The 19,606-nt window shown below is 33.6% G+C and carries 9 protein-coding genes; 4 read left to right on the forward strand and 5 right to left on the reverse strand.

Going from position 1 to position 19,606, the window contains the following annotated elements:
* Positions 1–209: 209 nt before the first annotated feature.
* On the reverse strand, positions 210–4,367 hold the full coding sequence (locus P5P89_RS19155) for a hybrid sensor histidine kinase/response regulator transcription factor (protein ID WP_278009750.1): 4,158 nt from the start codon (positions 4,365–4,367) through the stop codon (positions 210–212).
* Positions 4,368–4,593: 226 nt separating this feature from the next.
* Positions 4,594–6,876, reverse strand: coding sequence for a beta-glucosidase BglX (bglX, locus tag P5P89_RS19160; RefSeq protein ID WP_278012041.1), 2,283 nt, complete (start codon positions 6,874–6,876; stop codon positions 4,594–4,596).
* 771 nt (positions 6,877–7,647) lie between these two features.
* Here bglX and P5P89_RS19165 point away from each other — a divergent pair.
* From P5P89_RS19165 to P5P89_RS19175, 4 genes are all read left to right on the forward strand, one after another.
* Positions 7,648–10,074 carry a glycoside hydrolase family 2 TIM barrel-domain containing protein gene (locus tag P5P89_RS19165; protein WP_340696496.1) on the forward strand — a complete coding sequence of 809 codons (2,427 nt, stop codon included), beginning with the start codon at positions 7,648–7,650 and terminating at the stop codon, positions 10,072–10,074.
* A complete protein-coding gene (locus P5P89_RS21725; RefSeq protein ID WP_340696497.1) occupies positions 10,059–10,760 on the forward strand; it encodes a beta-galactosidase small subunit in 702 nt (233 codons plus the stop codon). The genes P5P89_RS19165 and P5P89_RS21725 overlap by 16 nt, the downstream gene beginning before the upstream one ends.
* A gap of 93 nt (positions 10,761–10,853) precedes the next feature.
* The gene (locus tag P5P89_RS19170) at positions 10,854–14,945 is read left to right on the forward strand and encodes a hybrid sensor histidine kinase/response regulator transcription factor (protein ID WP_278009751.1); all 4,092 of its coding nucleotides are present in this window, start codon (positions 10,854–10,856) and stop codon (positions 14,943–14,945) included.
* Positions 14,946–15,111: 166 nt separating this feature from the next.
* Positions 15,112–16,260 (forward strand): glycoside hydrolase family 88/105 protein, encoded by a 1,149-nt coding sequence (locus tag P5P89_RS19175; RefSeq protein WP_278009752.1) that lies wholly within the window; start codon positions 15,112–15,114, stop codon positions 16,258–16,260.
* 36 nt (positions 16,261–16,296) lie between these two features.
* Here P5P89_RS19175 and P5P89_RS21825 read toward each other — a convergent pair whose 3' ends face one another.
* The 3 genes from P5P89_RS21825 to P5P89_RS19185 all read right to left on the reverse strand — a co-directional run bounded on the left by P5P89_RS21825 (position 16,297) and on the right by P5P89_RS19185 (position 19,595).
* Positions 16,297–16,437: a hypothetical protein gene (locus tag P5P89_RS21825; RefSeq protein WP_422851756.1), complete on the reverse strand. Its 141-nt coding sequence runs from the start codon at positions 16,435–16,437 to the stop codon at positions 16,297–16,299.
* A 44-nt stretch (positions 16,438–16,481) separates the two neighbouring features.
* Positions 16,482–17,069, reverse strand: coding sequence for a phosphatase PAP2 family protein (locus P5P89_RS19180; RefSeq protein ID WP_422851757.1), 588 nt, complete (start codon positions 17,067–17,069; stop codon positions 16,482–16,484).
* Positions 17,070–17,168: 99 nt separating this feature from the next.
* Positions 17,169–19,595, reverse strand: a complete 2,427-nt coding sequence (locus P5P89_RS19185; protein ID WP_278009753.1) for a TonB-dependent receptor — start codon at positions 19,593–19,595, stop codon at positions 17,169–17,171.
* Positions 19,596–19,606: the final 11 nt, after the last annotated feature.

The raw sequence follows: 19,606 nt of genomic DNA on the forward strand, positions 1-19,606 counted from the left end.
TGCTTAAAAATGACCGAATCATCAAAAAAAGTATTCCTGAAGTATTGCTAAAAAAAATATGGTAAAAAAATCCTTTAATAAAAAAACAGAAGTATTTTATTAAAAGTATAAATATGAGCTGAGTAAAGTCAAAGTGTCTTAATAAATATTCTTATAAAAAAAGCTCCGATTGAATATCGAAGCTTTTTAAACAGAGATGAAGATTATTTTTATTCATTTGTACCTTTTTCCTGAGTAGGCAGGTAGCCATATTTAATTTTATAGCATTTGGCAAAATAGGAGGGAGAAGGAAATCCTACTTTATAACTGATTTCATTAATATTGACTTCTTTATTTCCTTGTTCGAGTAACTGTTTTGCTTTTTCTAACCTGACATTTCTAATAAACTCATTTACTGAAACACCTGTTAGTGTTTTAATTTTTCGGTACAATTGACTACGGCTCAAGAACACCTTTGAAGAGAGTAATTCTACACTTAGTTCAGATTCGCTAATGTTTTCATTAATGAAATGAAGAATTTTCTGAATGAAATCGTTATCCAATGATGTGGTTTTTTCTTTCCCTTGTTTTGTAATTCCGGTATAAAATTTCTTAAACATTATTTGGCGGCTTGTGATGAGCTGCGCCAGACTGGATTTTAAAATATCCAATTCAAATGGTTTGCTCAGATACATATCAGCACCAGAATCTATACCTTCCAGTCTGTCATTGACCATTGCTTTAGCAGAGAGCATTAATAAGGGAATGTGACTCGTTTTTAAATCTCCTTTTATATTTTTACACATTTCCAAACCGTCCATTACTGGCATGATGACATCTGTAATTATTATATCCGGTAATTTTTGAACGGCAAGGTCGTAGCCTTTTTTACCATTTTCGGCTGTAATAACCTTATACAATTTGCTTAATTCATGTTTCAGATAATTTCTTAATTCAAGATTATCCTCTACAATCAAAACTGTATATGCTTTTGTTGCTTCTACTGTATTCTCTTTAATAAACTGATTATCAATTTCGTCTTCTTCAGTTTGATTTTTAGATTCGAACAAGAATTTATTTTTAATTTTTTCTATTTCAAAAACTTCATTAATTATTTCATTTTCTTTATAAAAAGATTTCCCTAAAGGAAATGTAACCGTAAATTTTGTGCCTTCTCCAAGCTTGCTTTCAACATCAATTTTGCCTTTATGCAGTTCAACAAATTCTTTTACAACTTCAAGTCCAATGCCTGTGCTGCCGTAATAATCTTTATTTAGATTATTAACCTGATAAAATCTGTCAAAAATTCTTTTCAAATCTTCGCTTCGAATTCCGGAACCTGTATCTGTGATTGTTATCGAAAATGAAGGAACTTTATTTCCATCTATCAACAGCATAGTATCCTGATTTGATTCGGTGATGGAAATTTTTATCGAGCCATTATCCGGTGTAAATTTAAAGGCATTTGAAATAATATTAAAGAGTATTTTTTCCAGCATTTTAGGATCCAGCCAGTCTTCGAGTTCGTCAGCTGAGGATTCAAAATCAATCTTAATATTTCGAACAGCGGCTTCTTCATCAAAATAGCTGATAATGCCTTCGGTAAAAGCGACTACTTCAACTTTCTTCACCTGAAGGAAAACTTTGTTGAACTCTAATTTATTAAAATCCATTAGTTCATTGATTAGTCGTGAAAGCCTGTCTGAACTTTTGTGTACGATTTTTAATTTGTTATGTATTTCCCTGGATAAAGTCCTGCTTCTCAAAATATCTTCCAAAGGATTAATAATCAGTGTTAGCGGGGTTCTGAATTCATGTGAAATATTAGTGAAAAACTGAAGCTTCTTATTATTTAATTTTTCTAACTGAATCGTTTTTTCTCTTTCTAAAATTATGGCCTGCTTGGCTTTAAAACGATTTTGATAGATTTTATTGAAATATATAATTAAGAAAACTAAAATTGATATGTATATTAAATAAGCCCAGATGGTTTTCCACCAGGGTGGCAAAACTTTTATTTTCAGTTCTAATAAATCATTGCTCCAGGAGCCATTAGCATTTGCTGCTTTTACTTTAAAAATATAATTACCGGGTTCCAGATTCGTATAAGTAGCGGTCCTGTTGTTTCCAACATAATTCCAGTCTTTTTCAAAACCTTCCAGATAATAGGCGTATTGGTTTTTTTTAGAATAATTATAGTTAATTCCCACATATTCAATCGTAAAAACGGACTGAGTGTAGTCAAGAATAATTTCTTTTGTCTGGGAAATTACTTTGTTTAATGGCGAATGATTTTCATTTGGCTTTACAGATTGGTTGAATAATTTAAAATCACTGAAATACAAACTAGGTGCTTTTTCTGTTTTTTTAATTTCATTTGGATTAAAGTAATTTACTCCTTCATAACTGCCAAAATACAAATCCCCATTTCCGTCTTTAAAGACAGCATTATTATTAAAATCATTATCAACAAGACCATCATCTTTGTTGAAATTGGTACTTTTTTTGTTTTTTAAATCTAATTTTGTTAATCCGGAACCGCCGCTTAGCCATAAATAACCGTTATTATCAGAAATTATAGCACGTACAGATTTCTCTTTGAAGCCCGGAAAATCATCATAATTTGAAAAGGTCTTAGTTTTTTTATTATAACTAAATAAACCCTGTGCATCTGTACCTATCCATATTGTTTTGTCGTTAGATTCATAAATGGATAAAATAGTCTGAATACTATAGTCGTTATTCATGCCTTTAAACATAGCATCCCGCATCTTAATTACTTTAAAATGAGAATCATCTTTGATGTTTACCTGATATAGTCCTAAGATTGTTCCCACCCACAGCACATCATCCGAGTCAACAAAGACTTTACGTATAAAAGCCTTATCTAAATCATTTTCTATAAATGGTTTAAAGTTGCAATGAATAAATGTATTGGTTTTATTATCAAAATAATGCAGTCCTTTTATAAAAGAACCAATCCAGATTCTGCCTTTTGAATCCTCCGAAAAACTAAAAATTCGGTTTGATTTTAAACCTGTTGTATTGGCTGTATTATAGTTTATAAATCTGGTAGTTCCATTTTTTAAAAAATAAATACCTCGATCCCAGCTTCCAATCCAGATGTTTTGTTTGCTGTCTATAAAAATCGTCTGAATATCAGCAGCATCTAAACCTGAATAATAATTTTGATTGGTTTTGTTAACGTGAATATAGCTTTTGTCAGCAAGATTATAAATGTCGAGCCCTCCACCTTCATTGCTTATGAGTAAATTGCCTTTTTTATCTTTTACAACAGAAGTAACATAGCTCGTCTGCAGGGAATTATCATTGTTTGCCAATGATTCAAGCGAATTGAATTTATTGTTAGGCTTATCAAATACACCAAGCCCTTTATTAAAATAACCTAACCAGAGCCGTTTTTCTTTATCTTCATATAATGACCAGACAGAATTGGATTTTAAACTGAAATTGTTGTATTTGCTGTGCAGGTATTTTTTTAGAACTTGTCCTTTGTAATTTACAACCAGTAATCCGTCATTTTCAGTACCGCAGATGATGTAATCATGACTGCTTTTTACGATTGATAAGATTTTATTTTTTGTAATTGGATAGTTTTCAAATTGATAGTTGTCGGTTTCAGGTTTGATTTTGATTAGCCCATTTTCGGTTGTTCCAAGCCATAAGAATCCAAATTTATCAATTACAATATTTTCGATATCGTTCAGTAATGGGTTTCTTTTGAATTTATCTTTAAAAACTTGTTTTACTTTTCCGCTCAGATCAATTTCCAAAAGACCATAACTTGTACCTAAATAGATAATTCCATGCTTGTCTTTTACTGATGATTTAATTAAAAAATTGGGCTTTTCCAGTACTTTTGAATGAACCAAAGAAGTTTTTAAGGTTTTTATGTTAAGTTTAAACAAGCCAAAACCATAAGCACCTAAATATAAATTGCCGTTATTGTCTTCAATAATTGTTTTTATTGTTATAGGTTCATTGTATCCTTTTACGATTACATCCCCAATATTAATCTTGGTAAAATTATCTAAATCCCTGTTGTAAAAACATAAACCTTCATCAGTACCAATCCATAAATTGTTGTTCGAATCAATAAAAGTGGTGTAAATAAAATTACTACTTACGGAACCTGCTTTTTTATTCTGTTCATATCCAAAATAATTTACACCGTCATACCGATACAAGCCCGCGCCATTAGTGCCTATCCAGATAAATCCGTTTTTGTCCTGTATGATAGAAGAAATAGCTCTTTTTGAAGTAGTTTCTGGAATGCTTCTAAATTGGTAACTATCAAATTTTCCCTGAGAGAACAGATGGTTTATAAACACAAAGTAACATAACAGTATATATTTAATACTTTTCATTCAGACGTAATGTTATTGGTTATCAGTTTTATAGGATATAAACTTTCCAAATTATTTTTTTGATTTTTTATCGTAAAAACAATATTAATAAATCTATACAGAACACTTTACTTATTTCTATACAAATTTTATACATTGCTAAAAACCTGAGCAAGATTAATAACTTTTTAATCGTACTCAGGTAATAAGATTGTAATGTAAATCAGATTTTTACTTCCGAAGTGTTTTATTTAACTTCAAATTTACTGGTTAAACCTTCATTAGAATTCCAGCCTACCATAACATTAAATAATCCTGGCTCCACTAAAAATTTTCCATCATTGTCATAAAAACCAAGTTCTGAATCCGTTAGTGTAAATTGAATGGTTTTTGTTTCTCCCTTTTTTAAAGTAACAAGTTCAAATCCTTTTAATTCCTTAATCGGTCTTACAATACTGGCAACAGGATCATTTAAGTACAACTGGACCACTTCTTTACCATCAAAATCACCAATATTAGTAACCTCTACAGAAATTTCTATTTTTTCTCCCTTTTGAAAAGAAGTTTTAGCCATCTTTAGGTTTTTATAAGCAAAAGAAGTATAGCTTAATCCATAACCAAATGGATATAAAGGTGTTTTTTCGACATCAGAATAATGCGACCAGAATACATTTTGATCTTTATCTGTTGGTCTTCCTGTATTGTATAAATTATAGTAGATAGGGCATTGTCCTACATTTCTTGGAAATGCCATTGGAAGTTTACCACTCGGATTATAATCTCCGTATAAAACCTGAGCTATTGCGTTTCCGGATTGGGTTCCTAACTGCCAGGCTTCAACAATAGCAGGGATATTTTCAGCAGCCCATGGTAATGCCAGCGGACGACCATTATTTAAAACCAAAACCACATTAGGATTTACTTTGTAAATTTCTTCTAATAATTGCTGTTGGTTTCCAGGTAAACCTATTTCGGTTCTACTGCGCCCTTCACCGCTTTGAAAACCAATTTCGCCCAGAACCATCACGACAACATCAGCATTTTTCGCTGCTTTTTTTGCTGCTTCAAATCCGGAAAAATCAGTGGTGTTGATTTTTACTTCGTCTAAAAAAGTCTGTTTGTTCAGAGCGACATCAGTTCCTTTTTCGAAAACCAAAGAATTGTTTTTGTATTGCTGCATGCCTTCAAGAACCGATATGGCGGTGTTGTCATCGGCTGCAATTCTCCAGCTTCCTAATGGACTGTTTTTATCGCTTGCCAAAGCGCCTATCAAAGCAATTTTTTGTCCGGATTTCTTTAACGGAAGTATATTTTTATCATTTTTCAACAAAACAATCGACTTTTTCGCCATGTCCAGTACGTCATCATTATTGGCTTTACTGCCAATATCTGATTTCTCTCTGGCTTCATCACAATATCTGTATGGATTGTCAAATAAACCTAATTCAAATTTTACTCTCAGGATTCTGCGTACAGCATCATTAATAACACTTTCTTTGACAGCACCTTTTTTTACTAACTGAACTAATTCTTTTACATAAATACTGGATTCCATGTCCATATCAGAACCTGCAATAACGGCTTTTTGAGCAGCATCGGCACCATTTGCAGCGTACCCGTGAGTAATCATTTCGGCTATGGATGCCCAGTCAGAAACTACAAAACCTTTAAAACCCCAGGCTCCTTTTAAAATATCCCTTTGTAAAAAGATGTTTCCGGTTGCAGGAATGCCATTCAGTGTATTAAACGAATTCATAAAAGTTCCGATTCCTGCATCTACTGTAGCTTTAAAAGGAGGTAATACTGTATTGTATAGTTTAGAATTACTCATATCAACACTATTGTAATCGCGTCCGGCTTCTACAAAACCATAACCTGCAAAATGTTTGGCACAAGCCACTATTGACGTATTTGAACCTAATTTTTCTCCCTGAAAACCATGAACTCTTGCTCTTGCAATTTTACTTCCCAAATAAGGATCTTCACCGGCACCTTCCATTACACGTCCCCATCTCGCATCGTTTGAAATATCTACATTAGGTGCAAAAGTCCAGTTTAATCCTGATGCGGAGGCTTCAAGAGCAGCAACACGGGCCGAATTTTTAATAGCCTCTAAATCCCAGCTTGCGGCTTCTGCCAATGGAATAGGGCTAAGGGTTTTGTAACCATGAATAACATCAAAACCAAAAATAAGCGGAATGCCAAGGCGGGTTTCTTCAACGGCTATTTTTTGTACGGCTCTGACTTCCTTAACTCCGCGAACGGTCAGCATAGAACCAACCAGGCCTTTCTTTAAATTATTGTATTTTTCTTCATTAGAACCTGATTCCGGTTTTGGTCCGGTAACATCCCATGAACCATTGTATTGATTCATTTGTCCTATCTTTTCTTCTAAAGTCATTTCTTTCATCAAAAGTGAAATCCGGTCTTCAATAGGTTTGTTGACATCCAGGTGTTTTTTGGTTTGGGCGTATCCGTTTCCAAAAAAAATAAGCAGTAAAAAGGAATATCTTTTAATTTGTTTTTTCATCATCGTTTTTAGTTTATAGAAAGTTTGTAAAATTATGTACAATCAGGAATATTATCTTTTGATAAGAATTATTTTGAATTGAAATAGTCACTCAAATCAATATTATTTAAGCCCGTAAATGTACTTTTACAGTAGTAATCATGATGAAAAATTTGAAGCATTATGTAAGACAAATGATGTATTTACGAGATATCAATGTGAGTAAATAACAAGATCATTATAAAATATACTGAATAAATAATTTGTATTTTGGTAAGGTTCTTCGTTTTTAAAATTTAATTTTAAGAGAATAGATTTTTTTGATTTTGAAATACTTGTATTTGTAAAAATTATTTTCATTTCAATATCGATAAATTTATCTTATTGAAAACAGTTTGTATATTTTGATTTTAAAGCAAAATTTTATTTTTTGCATGTAACAAGTCAGTTTCTTGTGAGTTTTGTACTTAAAAGCTCTTATTTGTGTTTTTGCTTTTTTTCTTTGGCTAAAAAATTTTTCAATCTACTTTATCTGAATGTTTTTAGAAAAATGCATTACTTTAGTGTTTCAAATATTTTTTATATTGATATGCCCCTCTTAATTTCATGTAATGCCCCTCATGGTCTTACATAGTGTTATCTAAATTTGTGAGGTTCCTTTTTATTTCTAATTGACTATATATGATAAATCAGGAAAAAAAATTTCTGAAAGCCTGCTGAAGTGATCTGATGAGGATTGTTTTGAAATAAAATTCAGAGTATAAATTTTTAATTCCCTTTTAAAATTATTAAATGAAAAAAATTGTATTAGCATTTGCCTTGTTTTTAAGTTTACAAAATTATGCCCAGAATAATGAATGGGAAAGTCCTCAGATAGTTGATAGGGGGAAAGAAGCGGGCAGAAGTTCCTTTCTTTTATTCAGCAATGAAACCGAATTTAAAAATAACAATCCTCAAAAATCCCAATTATACCAGAGTCTGAATGGAAGCTGGAAATTCAATATTGTCAAAAATCCGTCTCAAAGACCAACAGATTTCTTCACCACTACATTGAATGATTCTGGCTGGAATACTATTGCTGTGCCTTCCAATTGGGAGCTGCAGGGTTATGATATTCCTATTTATACCAATCTAGTTTATCCTTTTCCTAAAAACCCGCCTTTTATTGGTGGCGATTATAATCCGGTCGCTACTTACAGACGTACCTTTAAAGTATCGGATTCGTGGAAAGACAAAGAAATTATACTTCATTTTGGATCCATTACCGGTTATGCCAAAGTATTCCTGAACGGAAAAGAGGTAGGAATGACCAAAGCTTCTAAAACGCCAGCAGAATTTAATGTTACTTCTTTTTTGAATAAAGGAGAAAACTTAATTGCTGTTCAGGTTTTTCGCTGGCATGACGGAAGTTATTTAGAAGATCAGGATTTCTGGAGATTAAGCGGTATAGAACGTGATGTGTATTTACAGGCAATGCCAAAGACTACTGTTTGGGATTATTTCGTAAAAAGTGTTTTAGACAATCAATACAAAAACGGAATTTTCAATCTGGATGTGACTCTAAAATATTTCGAAAAAAATAGTATTAAAAATCCATCTGTAAAAGTAGAATTGTTTGATAAAGATGGAAAAACAGTTTATTCTGAAAGCAAAAAAGTAAACACAAAAGAAGAAAAAATAAGCTTTGGAGGTACGATTGATAATGTAAAACAATGGAATGCTGAAACACCAAATTTATATAAATACACTATTACATTGTTAGATAATAAAGGAAAAACCCTTGAAATTATTTCTAAAAGAACAGGTTTTAGAAAAGTAGAAATCAAAAATGCTCAATTGTTGGTCAACGGAAAAGCGGTTTTGGTGAAAGGTGTCAATATTCACGAACATGATGATGTAAATGGACACGTTCCAAACACAGAACTGATGTTGAAAGACCTTAAGTTAATGAAAGAATTCAATATCAATGCAATTCGAATGAGTCATTATCCACATGACACAAAATTTTATGATTTATGTGATGAGTACGGTTTTTATGTGGTGGACGAAGCCAATATTGAAACACACGGAATGGGAGCTGAATTACAAGGAGGATTCGATCAGAAAAAACATCCTGCTTATTTGCCGGAATGGGCGCCTGCACATCTCGATCGCATTAAAAGAATGTTTGCATTTGATAAAAATCATCCTTCAATCATCATTTGGTCTTTAGGAAATGAGTGCGGAAACGGTCCTGTTTTTTATGATGCTTATGATTGGCTGAAACAAGTAGATTCAACACGTCCAGTACAGTTTGAACAGGCCGGAGAAAACAGAAATACAGACATTGTATGTCCGATGTATCCGGGAATTAAGAGCATGAAGGATTATGCCGGATCAGATAAAAAACGTCCTTATATTATGTGTGAATATTCACATGCTATGGGTAACAGTAATGGTAATTTTCAGGAATACTGGGATATTATTCATGGAAGCAAACACATGCAGGGAGGCTTTATATGGGACTGGGTTGATCAGGGTATCAAAACTAAAAACGCAGAAGGAAAAACCTTCTGGGCTTATGGAGGAGATTTAGGAGGGGAAAAAATGCATAACGACGAAAATTTTTGTGCTAATGGCTTAATTGCAGCCAACAGAACCCCGCATCCCGGTTTATTTGAAGTTAAAAAAGTCTATCAGGACATTCAATTTCAGCTTAAGGATGAAAACAATCTGTTGGTTAAGAATTACTTTAATTTTACGAATCTAAATAATTATACCTTTAAATGGGAGTTGATAAAAAACGGATTAAAAGTAAAAGAAAGTGAGTTTGATCTGGATGTAAATCCGGAAGAAACAAAGGAATTTAAGATAAATTATGGTAATCTTGACGACAATTCTGAATATTTTTTAAATGTCTTTGCATTTTCAAAATACGATGCGCCCTTGGTTGCGAAAGGTCATGAATTTGCAAGGGCACAATTTGCGTTAGGAAATGGTTCTTATTTTAAAAATAACAACATTACAAAAAATACATCAAAACTAAAGCATGCTGTTAAAGGAAATGTACTTTATTTTGAAACGGAGAATATTGCAGGGGAATTTGACCTGAAAAAAGGGGAGATCCTGAAATACAACCTGAAAAATGCAGATAATGTTATTTTTACTAATTTCCCAACACCTTTTTTTGGCGTGCTCCAACAGATAATGATTTTGGGAACAAAATGCAGCAAAAATTAGTAATCTGGAAAGAAGCATCCCAAAATCCAACGGTTGTAGGTGTGCAGCTGGATAAAAATACTTCAGAAGGTTTACCTATAAAGGTTACCTACAAGTTAGCCGGAGCCGATGTTCCTTACACTGTAAATTATCTGATTCAGAACGATGGGGCGATAAAAGTCGCTGCAGCTATTGATATGGCTGGGAAAAATCTTCCTGAATTACCTCGTTTCGGAATGCGTTCAAAATTAAACGGCTCTTATAATAATCTGACTTATTACGGAAGAGGACCATGGGAAAATTACTCAGATAGAAATTCAGCTTCGTTTATTGGCGAATATTCAGATAAGGTAATCAATCAGTACACTAGAAATTATATCCGCCCTCAGGAAGGTGGTTATAAAACGGATGTTCGCTGGCTGACTTTAAAAAATGATAAAGGGCAGGGAATAAAAATCGAAGGATTACAGACTCTTGGATTTAGTGCACTGAATATTTCAACAGAAGATTTAGATCCGGGAAAAACCAAAGCACAGCGACATCCATCTGATCTGGATTTAGATTCTAAAGAAGCAGTTTACCTGCATCTGGACTACAAACAAAGAGGTTTGGGCGGTGATGACAGCTGGGGACGTTTGCCTCACGATCCCTATCGTTTATTGGACAAACAATATACTTATTCTTATATCATTTCATTGATTAAATAATTTGACATTTTGTTTATATAACAGAAAGCCTATGAGTTATTCATAGGTTTTTCTGATTTAAGAATATTTTTCAGTCTCATAACTTTTACTATTTTGAGAAATAAATTACTTTTATTTTTATTGTTTTTTGTATGCTTTTCGGCACTACCACAGTCGGAAAAAACAGCTATTCCAAAAAATGGACAGGAAAGATATGATATTCGTTATATTGGAATCCAAAATGGTCTTGCCAATAATGCGGTAACTTCTGTTTATAAAGATAAGCGGGGATTAATGTGGTTTGGAACTTATGATGGGATCAGCAGGTATGACGGATATAATTTTCTGAGTTTCAGAAATGAGCCTAATGATGTCAATTCGTTAGTCAACAATAGAATTGTTACGATTTGCGGTACTCAGAATGAAGTTTGGATCGGTACAAAAAGAGGAATAAGTGTTTACGATTATTTACGAAATAAGTTTATAACAAAGAATTATACGAATGCCAAAACTTCTAAAAATGAAGTGATTGATTTTGTAATCAATCAAATTCGGGATTTTAAATCAAAACTGTATATCGCAACCGCGGGTAAGGGCTTGCTTTATTATGAAGGGAATGAAGAAAAAATCATTCAGATTCCGCTTTATGTAAAAGGTAAATTATTGTGGGATTATCATGTTCAGGAAATTGATTTTGATAAATCCGGTAAACTCTGGGGCTCTGTTGCAGGTATCGGACTTGTTTCAATGGATGCATCAGCACAAAAACTTTCCGTAGTTTTCCCTTTTGCGGTGGGCAGCGGCTGCATTTTATATGATAAATTTTCAAATATTTGGCTGGGAGCCGAAGATGGATTGTTGCGATACAACGTCGTAAACAGAACGCATCACCTTTATAAAAATCAGGAAGTACAATATCCTGTTTTAGATTTGATGTGCAGGCCAGATGAGAAAGAATTATGGATTGCTACAAATGGCAACGGAGTTGTAAAATACAATTACAGCACAGATAATTTTTCTTTATTAAGTTCAGATCTAAACGAAGAAAAACTCAACAGTAATGCTATTTCCTCTTTGTTTTCAGACAATACAAACCGTGTCTGGATTGGTACTTTGCGAGGCGGAGTAAATACAATTGAAGAACGAAAAAGTCCTTTTACGACCATTTCAAGAAATGAGAAAATAAAAAATACGCTGCCCAGTGATTTTATCCTTTCATTATCAGAACAGGACAATGAAAATCTCTGGATAGGAACAGACGGGGCCGGTGTAAGTTTATGGAACAGAAAGAATAATACGTTTACTAATTATTCCTATGATGCAAAGAATCCAAATTCATTATCTAACAATTTTGTTTCAGCTATTGTTAAAGATACAAAAGGAACCTGGTTTGGAACTTATGGAGGAGGCGTTTGCTTATTTAATCCTCACACCCGAAGTTTTAAAAAATACAAACTTTATAATCCTAAACTCAACGGACATCAAAAGAATATCTGGGTGCTTTTTCGAAGTAAAAACAACACTTTATGGGCCGCTTCTCCCGATGAAGAAGGATTGTATCGTTATAATGAAAAAACTGATCTTTTTGATTTTGTAGATGCCGGAATCAGGGGAATTATTTCTATGTCAGAAGATAAAAACGGTAATCTTTGGATTGGAAATTTTTCGAAATTGTACCAGCTCAATCTCAAAACAATGAAGAGTAGAGAACTTGAGGTAAAATATCCGGTCCGTTCAATTGTTTCACATTCTGATACCAAAATGCTTGTGGGTACAGAAGGAGGAGGTTTGATGCTTTTTAATCCGAAGACATTTAATAGCAGCTTTTTGACTCAAAAAAATAAACTTCCTAATAATTCGGTTTTGAATATTGTTCAGGATAACGATCGAACTTATTGGTGCAGTACCTATAACGGGATATTTGTGTACGATGCAGCTAACGGAAAAATAACGAGTTATCATGATGCAGACGGACTTCAGAGCAATCAGTTTAATTATAATGCAGCATTAAAACTTTCTACAGGCGAAATTGTATTTGGCGGAATTAAAGGCTTCAATATTATCGATACCAAAATAACGAATCAATTTCATGATTTCCCTAAACTGATTATCACTTCGATAAAAGTAAACAATAAGGCTTATGATCAGTCGGGTTTGTCTGTTTTCGGAATTGATAAATTAGAATTGCCTTACGACGAATCGATGCTGAACATTGAATTTGCAGCATTAGAATACAGTCTGCCTGAAAAAATATCTTATGCTTATTTTTTAGAAGGCTGGGATTCGCAATGGCATTATGTTGACAATATTCGCAATGCAAACTATTCCAGAATTACAGAAGGCGATTATGTCCTCAAAATTAAATCTACAAATGCAGAGGGAATCTGGAATACAAAATCCATTTCATTGCCCATCACCATTTTACCCCCATGGTACAGAAGTGGCTTTGCTTATTTTTTCTATTTTCTCCTTATCGGATTCATTATTTATGTTGTAGATAAATACCAGCGGCAACAGGAAAAACTAAAATATGAGGTAAGGCTTTCTCAGGATTTAGCGAAGCAGGAAAAAGAACTGAATGAAAAGAAATTAACGTTCTTTACCAACATTTCACATGAGTTCAGGTCGCCTTTGACCATGATAATTAATCCGCTAAAGGAAATCATTTACGGAACAGACCAGCAGATAGATCCGGCAGCGATAGAAATGGTGTACAGTAATTCGAGAAGGTTACTGAGTCTGGTTGACCAGCTGCTTCTTTTTCGAAAAACTGAAACCGAAACAGGGAAACTTAAAATTGGCCAGATTGATATTGTAGAACTATGCAAAGAGGTTTTTAGCTGTTTTGTTCAGCATGCCAAAACAAAAAAAATAGATTACAGTTTTAGCATTTCCGAAGAAAAAGTAATGGTTTACGTGGATCGGGAAAAGATTGAAATGGCGATTTTCAATTTGATTTCGAATGCATTAAAATTTACTGAAAAAGAAAACGGAATAGTTACTGTCAGTTTAAGATGTTCAGAAAATGAAATAGTTATCAGTGTCATCGATAATGGTGAAGGAGTTCCGGATGCGGATAAAGACAAAATTTTTAATCTGTTTTATCAGTCCAGTCAAAATATCAGGAATAACCGAAAAGGCTTCGGCATTGGTTTGTATCTGGTTAAACAGTTTATTACACAACATCACGGAAAAGTTAGCTGTCGTGATAATGAAAAAGGAGGATCTGTTTTTGAAATTAAATTATTACTCGGAAAAGAGCATTTTGGGAATATCGAAATCCGTGAAGATTTGAGCGACAGAACCTTGTTTTTAGAAGAAGCTTTAGAAGATACGGTACAGAAAAATGTATTGCAAACTATCGAAGAACCTGAAAATGTTCAGGATTTGATTAAAGATGCGAAAAGCATTTTGGTGGTAGATGATAATGTTCAGATCAGGAATTATTTAAAGAGGATATTGATGCTAAAATATCATGTTACGATAGCTGAAAATGCAGAAGCAGCTTTGGCTATAATTAAAAAAGTAATGCCCGACCTGATTATTTCTGATGTGGTAATGGGTGAAATGAACGGAGTTACGTTTTGCAAACACATTAAATCTGATGACGAGCTAAAGCATATTCCGGTTATACTGCTCACTGGAGGAACTTCTGAAGATATAAAGCTGAAAGGCGCCGAAGTAGGAGCAGATGATTATATTACAAAACCATTTGATAATGACTATTTATTAGCCCGAATCAGCGGAATATTAGCGAGACGTGAAAGCGAGCAGCATTATATGCTGAATTCAGTAACTAAAAAATCGGAAAGTTTAAAGCTATCTGATGAGGATAAAAAACTGATTGACAGAATTGTAGAAATCATAGATGCGAATTTAGATGTGGAGAATTTTAATGTAAATGATTTATCAGAACATTTAGGTATGAGTTATTCTTTGGTTTATAAAAAAATCAAAAAGATTACAGGAAAATCAGTTTCAGAATTTACCCGAAATGTCCGATTGCGAAAAGTAGCAACCTTATTAATTACTACCGATTTACAGATCAGTGAAGCGGCTGCAATTGCAGGTTTTGGCGATATTAAATATTTCAGGAAGCACTTTCAGCAATTTTACAATTTAAATCCTTCAGAATTTAAGAAGAAGTATCAAAATGTAAAGGATAACAAATACATTCTGAATGAAAGTTTCTGGAAATCAACTTGATTATAATTTTAAATAAATGCAAATCAAAATATGGATGAAACTATTCGCTGATTCATAAAATGCATACATTGATAAATCATTTTTGTATGTAAAGAATAAAAAAGAAGTATATTTCAAAATACATAGAAAAACTTTACTAATAGATTTTAAACCAAAATTTTATATAATGATAAATTTAAAAAACTCATTTTTTATTACATTGACTGCTGTTTCACTGCTAAGCTGTAAAATTACGGCGCAAAAGAAATCTGCAATAAAGCAATCAAAAGCAGAAGTTATTTCGATTATTGATAAAGTAAATAATCACTGGCAGGAAACACATCCTGAACCGGGGAATTCTTTTTGGCATGTTTCGGCTTATCATACCGGAAACATGGAAGCTTATAAAGTGACTAAAAACAAAAAGTATCTGGATTATTCGCTGTTATGGGCCGAGAAAAACCAATGGATGGGCGCCAAATCAAATGACAAGGCGGAGTGGAAATACAATTATGGAGAAACTGATAAACATGTTTTGTTTGGTGACTGGCAGATTTGTTTTCAGACTTATATCGACTTATACAACTTTACAGGAAAAAAGGATCCAGGTAAAATTGCCCGTGCCCGCGAAGTGATGGAATATGAAATGAGTACTCCGGCAAATGATTACTGGTGGTGGGTTGACGGATTGTATATGGTCATGCCTGTAATGACAAAGCTTTACAACGTTACCGGAAACGAAATTTATCTGGAAAAACTACATTCATATCTACAATATTCGGATAGTATTATGTATGATAGCGAGGCAAAATTATATTACCGTGATGCGAAATATGTATATCCAAAACACAAAAGTGCTAACGGTAAAAAAGACTTTTGGGCAAGGGGAGACGGCTGGATTTTTGCCGGTTATGCCAAAATTATTCAGGATTTGCCAAAATCGGCTAAACACAGGGCAGAATACATCAGCCGTTTTAAGGATATGGCTAAATCTTTGGCGGAAGCCCAACAAACTGAAGGTTATTGGACAAGAAGTATTCTGGATCCCGAACATGCCCCGGGACCTGAAACCAGCGGTACAGCATTTTTTACCTACGGATTTTTATGGGGAATCAATAATGGAATTTTAGACAAGAAAACGTATCTGCCGGTTGTAGAAAAATCATGGAATTACTTAACCAAATTTGCACTTCAGGAAGATGGGACAGTAGGCTATGTACAGCCAATTGGTGAAAAAGCGATTCCGGGACAAGTGGTAGATAAGAATTTTACAGCTGATTTTGGAGTGGGCGCTTTTTTACTGGCAGCATCAGAAATGTCACGTTTTGTAAAATGATTTGATCTGCATTTGACTTATAAACCGAATTTATTTTTAAAAGGTTTTGACAAAGCTTAGTCCAACTGTTTTTGTTTTTTCGTCGTAACTGGGCATTACAAATGTTGTAGATTTACTTTCCTGATGATTTTTACCAAATAAAGTTTTGGTTATATAAGGATTTAGCCAATATGCCATTTTAGTACTTAGAATTCCAATTCCGGCTCCAGCTGCGACATCTGTTAGCCAATGTCTGTTGTTGTAAATTCTAAAAGCCCTGTTCCGGTTGCCACGGCATAACCCGCAATTCCGTACCAGATTGACTTGTCTTTGTATTCCTGCCATAACATTTCGGCTCCGGCAAAAGCAGTTGCGGTATGTCCTGAAGGAAAGGAGTTTTTCGAACTTCTGTCAGGCCTTTCGATTTTGGTTATTGATTTTAAACTCATAACCGTTGCCGTCATGATAGCATACGAAGTCGCAAAAATTACGGTTCGATCTCGTAAACTGTGTTTGGCTTTTACACCAAAAGCGTCCAATGCAAAAACCGAAGCGGCTGGCGCCCACTGACTGAAATCGTCGATCGAAATTTTCTCGTCGATATCTTCTTTTACTTCATCACGAATTTGTGAATTCCAGCTTTTAAGCTGATCGCTCTCAATACCAATTACTCCATAACCAATAAGGGCAGTAGGAATAATAAGTTGTTTGTAATTGAATTTTAAAGGCTTAAGAGTATCCGTTTGGATACTATCATTTTGAACAGTTTCTTGCGCAGAAAGTGTACAAGTACAGATTAGCCACGATAATAAAACAATGCTTTTGTTCATTTTTGAGAAAATTTTAGGGTAAGCGTAGTTTTACAGCAATAGGATTTCGATTAAATTTTAAAGCGAAATTCTAATATGATTTTGAATTAATTTTGAATTTTAAAATTTGTAATTGTAACCAAAACGAATTACCTGAGTTTCGTAATAATCATGGCTTCTATAACTGAAATTAGTTCCGTTGATTTCCTTTTTAATTACCAGTGAATTCAAGAGATCTGTGGCATTTACAAAGAATTCTCCTTTTCCTTTTTGAACTGTTTTTTTAATTCCGGCGTCTATTGAAAATCTAGCATCGATTTTTCCTTGTGGAATAATATCTGGAGCTAGATAAACAGCTGATAATTGTCCTGTAAATGTTTTAGAAAAATTGAAAATATTATTCCATTTGATATTTCCAGTTGTGATGCTTTGTTTTTCATCTGAAAAAGTAATGGGCGATGGATATAAAATATGAACCGTAAAAGCATTAATAACATTCTGATACAAATTTGCATTCAGATTAAAAGAATACCATGCGAAAGGCTTTTTAGAAAAAATCATTTCCATTCCCGTCATAGAATTTTTTCCGGCGTTTTGAAAAACATTATAAATCAAATCACTATTGGGTTGCGTTAAAGCAATGCGCGTAATAGTTCCGTTAGCGAATTTATTATAGAGTGAAGCGAAAAAGTAGCCGTTAGTAATAGAAGCTTTGTAACCAAATTCAAGCGTATTGGTAAACTGTGGACGAAGTCCTGGATTTCCTACTTTAATAATTTCGGCATCATCGTATTTCGGAAATATTCGGATGTCTACTTCATTTGGACGATCGACTCTACGGTTGTAAAAAAGTGATAATTTATGGTTGTCATTTATTTTGTAAGCCAAACGGACGTTCGGGAAAGGCTGAAAATAATTATATCCATCGCTTTTATAAGTCGGATGGTTTGGATTTACTTTATATTGCAAATTGATGTATTCCATTCGCAGTCCGGCTTCGGCTTCAATTCGGTTCGATTCGAAAAAATAATTTCCGTAAACAGCAGGAATAATTTCTTCGTAAGTGGCTTTCCCTCCGGCATTGCTGTCAATTGGCGAATTGGTTCCTGGGAAAAACTGCATGTTGGTTGGAATATTTCGGCTTCTAATTTTGACACCCGTTTCAAATCGACCGTATTTTAAAGGTTTTGTATAATCTAAATTGAAATCCAAAACACTTTCATCCGAAAGTAATTTAAAAGCATCTTTTCCAGTAAAATCAGGCATTATGTTATCAAAGAAATATTTCTCGTCTTCTCTGTGAAAAGTATAATTAAGACCCACATTCAAAACATGACCTGCTTCTTTAAATTTATACTGATAAGAAGTCGAAGCTGTAATGGTGGTTTTTAATTCATCTTCAATAAACTTCCATAAACGTTGTCTTTTAGAATAATCAGCATTGAAAAAAGGTTCTTCTCCGTGATCCAGAATTTTTTCACTTCCATATAAAGTAGAAAACGAAAAGTTATTGTTTTCATTAATCGCCCAGTCGATTCCAGTTTTAAAAGTGGTAAACTGTGTATCGCGATTTCGTTTCGTCTGCTGGTTTATAATCGTTCCGTCATTGTAAGTTCGGGTTACGAATTCATTTTTGTTGAGCGTTTCGGTATACAGATAATCGCCCTGAAAATAAACATTTACTTTTACTTTTTTATAATTTAAAGAAAGAGAAGGATTTATTTTCGGAGTAACCTTGTATTGTGGTGTAATAGTTGGCAGGTTGGCTTTTCTTTCCCACAAAGAACCATATCCAGATGTAAGACCTATTTTCCCGTTAAAACCTTCTTGTTTGTTCTTTTTGTAAATAATATTGATAATTCCAGCATTTCCATTTGCATCGAATTTAGAAGAAGGATTATTGATGATTTCAATTTTTTCTATTGCTGATGCCGGAATGTTATCCAGACCCGTTTGGCCATTAAATCCGGTTAAAGCAGTCTGTTTTCCATCAATTAAAATCATTACTTTGTCATTTCCTCTTAAAAAAAGTTTTCCATCTTGAGTCGTTACGCCTGGAAGATTCTGCATGGCTTGCAAAACCGAACCTCCGCTTTGGGTAATATTATCGCCCATATTGAAGCTTTTTTTATCCATTTTATTGGTAACGGATTCTTGCTTGGAATTGACCACAACTTCGTTAAGCGTTTGTGCATCTTCTGATAAAGTAATATTGTCAATATTTAAGAAATCCGACATAGAACCCACAAATAAACTTTGGGTTTTTGTAACAAAACCAATAGAACTTATTTCTAAAGTATAATTTCCAGGTTTGATATTTTCTATGGTAAAGATTCCTTTTTCATTGGTAACGGTTCCAGCTGCGACTTTTTGATCTTTTGATTTCAAAATGACATTGGTGTATGGAAGTACCGTTTTAGCAGTATTGTCTTTTATGGTTCCTGAAATCGTGATCGTTTTAGTCTGCGCAATGCCTGAAATGCAAAACAGCAGGCATACAATACTATACAAAATTTGTAGTGGAATAATGGCTTTTAGAAAATTCACGATTCTATATT

This window comes from Flavobacterium gyeonganense, assembly GCF_029625295.1.
Lineage (GTDB): Bacteria > Bacteroidota > Bacteroidia > Flavobacteriales > Flavobacteriaceae > Flavobacterium > Flavobacterium gyeonganense.

Bases quoted from the DNA above. Each gene is read 5' to 3' on its own strand.
- P5P89_RS19155 (WP_278009750.1), bottom strand. From the start codon at position 4,367: ATGAAAAGTATTAAATATATACTGTTATGTTACTTTGTGTTTATAAAC.
- bglX (WP_278012041.1), bottom strand. From the start codon at position 6,876: ATGAAAAAACAAATTAAAAGATATTCCTTTTTACTGCTTATTTTTTTT.
- P5P89_RS19165 (WP_340696496.1), top strand. From the start codon at position 7,648: ATGAAAAAAATTGTATTAGCATTTGCCTTGTTTTTAAGTTTACAAAAT.
- P5P89_RS21725 (WP_340696497.1), top strand. From the start codon at position 10,059: ATGCAGCAAAAATTAGTAATCTGGAAAGAAGCATCCCAAAATCCAACG.
- P5P89_RS19175 (WP_278009752.1), top strand. From the start codon at position 15,112: ATGATAAATTTAAAAAACTCATTTTTTATTACATTGACTGCTGTTTCA.
- P5P89_RS21825 (WP_422851756.1), bottom strand. From the start codon at position 16,437: ATGGCATATTGGCTAAATCCTTATATAACCAAAACTTTATTTGGTAAA.
- P5P89_RS19180 (WP_422851757.1), bottom strand. From the start codon at position 17,069: ATGAACAAAAGCATTGTTTTATTATCGTGGCTAATCTGTACTTGTACA.